This is a genomic window from Bacillus sp. JJ1764 (genome assembly GCF_036962145.1).
Lineage (GTDB): Bacteria > Bacillota > Bacilli > Bacillales > Cytobacillaceae > Neobacillus.
Window position 1 is genome coordinate 30,556 of record NZ_JBALNY010000101.1, and the last position, 2,105, is coordinate 32,660.

Genomic DNA, 2,105 nt, shown 5'->3' on the forward strand with positions numbered 1-2,105 from the left:
GATTGGCGAGCCTTTAGGGCGTTGACTAGGCGTAGTTGCACCTATGCCTGATAGGAAAGTTTATACTTTCCTATCGGCTAAAAAATCTCAAGTCGATAACTTGGGTTACAATCCTTGTTATTCAAGGTTTATGCCATTATAGCCTTTATAGACCATACGTCCCCATTCTTTATATAAATATATTGTTATTTATATTAAAGTACTTATTTTTGCAAACAATAATAATAGAAAAGATGGAGGTTGGAGACTGTTATGAAAGCATCAGATTTAATGGTAAAGTGCTTGGAAAACGAGGGTGTTGAATTTATATTTGGCATAATTGGAAGTGAAGTATTGGATTTGGCAGATTCTTTATCTTCTTCTGAAAAAATCCGCTATATCCCTGTTCGCCACGAGCAGGGGGCAGCCTTTATGGCAGATATTTACGGAAGATTAACGGGGAAGACAGGGGTATGTTTAGCTACTCTTGGTCCGGGAGCGGCAAATTTGTTAACGGGAATTGCCAGTGCTAACTTGGATCATTCTCCTGTGGTGGCTTTGGCCGGACAAAAAGGATTGGAGACCCATCATAAACAAGCCCATCAGTTCGTGGATATGGTGCGAGTCTTTGGACCAGCAACGAAATGGGCGATTCAAATCAAAGACGGGAATACGATTCCTGAAATTATCCGACAATCCTTTCGGAAGGCATATGAAGAAAAGCCAGGAGCAGTTTATGTTGAATTTCCGGAAAATATTGCAGCTGAAGCGGTGACAAGTCAGCCTCTTAGGGTATCGGACATCACAAATTGTGTGCCCAACGCTAGCTCGGTTAACACAGTTTTGCAATTGCTTCAGGAAAGTCAGCGACCTTTTATCATTGTTGGAAATCAAGTAATTCGACAGGATGCTGTTCAAGAGGTTCAAGAATTTGCAGCGAAATTGGGCTGTCCATTGGCGACGAGCTTTATGGCAAAAGGCATCTTACCAAAGGAGCACCCGCAAAATTACTATTGTTTTGGGTTTAAAGAGAAAGATTATGTCGTACGTGGATTTGAAGAAAGTGATTTACTGATTGCCATAGGTCTGGATCTAGTGGAAGCCGGGCCTTCTGCATGGAATCAGAAAAAGGTACCTGTCATCCACATTGGGGCATGTTGTGCTGAGGTGGATGACCATTATCAGGTTCGATCTGAATTGGTGGGAAATATAAAAGAGTCACTAAAGATGCTGGATTCCAAGGAAATAAGCGCCAAGCAATGGCAGCCTTCCGGAGATTTAAAAAAACGAATGGAAGAGTCCTATTCTATAGTAGAAAACCGGTCAAGCAGGTTTACGATTGAGGCCATTTTGCATGTGATTGAAAAAGTGCAAACCGAAGACACCCTGATTATTTCGGATGTCGGCTCCCATAAGGTGGCTATTGCCAGGACGTACCAGCCCATGCACGCTAAGCAGTTAATCATATCCAATGGCTTGGCCTCCATGGGTATTTCGATTCCAGGAGCAATCGGTGCCAAATTGGCAGCCCCCGAGAAAACGGTTATTGTGGTCACTGGGGACGGCGGCGCTTTAATGAATTTTGCCGAACTGGAGACAGCAAAGCGTCTCGGTCTGCCGTTTATTGTCATTGTCTTAAATGATTCAATGCTCAAGCTAGAAGTGGACCAGATGAAGCAGAAGTTTGGCGAAAGTTACGGCGTCACCTTTTCCAATCCTAATTTTGTCCAATTGGCTGAAAGCTTCGGAGTAAAAGGTGTGAAGCCACGTGATCTAAATGAGTTCGAGGCGATGCTTGTTTCTGCGAAGAAGGGAAATGAGTTTGTTTTGATGGAGGTTATGGTGGAGAATCGTGGACCATAACCCCTATATTCTGAGGAAGGAATAGAGTGCGGTCGTTATAGAAGAATGCATAACGACCGGGTATAGTGAAAAAGGGAGCAAGCAGTCGCTATGAGAGGTTCATAACGCCCGAGCAGCGTGAAAAAGGAAGCAAGCAGTCGTTATGAGGGGTTTATAACGACCGAGTAAAGTGAAAAAAGATGCTAGCAGTCGCTATGAGGGGCTCATAACGACCGTGTAAAGTGAAAAAGGAAGCTAGCAGTCGCTTTAAGAGGTTCATAACG

At 43.6% G+C, this 2,105-nt stretch carries 1 protein-coding gene; it reads left to right on the forward strand.

The genetic code is table 11. The annotated features are described in order from the left end of the window. Window positions 1–252: 252 nt before the first annotated feature. Complete coding sequence (locus tag V7083_RS14905; protein WP_335479143.1) at window positions 253–1,842, forward strand: acetolactate synthase large subunit; 1,590 nt, start codon at window positions 253–255, stop codon at window positions 1,840–1,842. Window positions 1,843–2,105 lie beyond the last annotated feature (263 nt).

Excerpts from the sequence above, each read along its gene's own strand:
- V7083_RS14905 (WP_335479143.1), top strand. The coding sequence starts at position 253 with ATGAAAGCATCAGATTTAATGGTAAAGTGCTTGGAAAACGAGGGTGTT.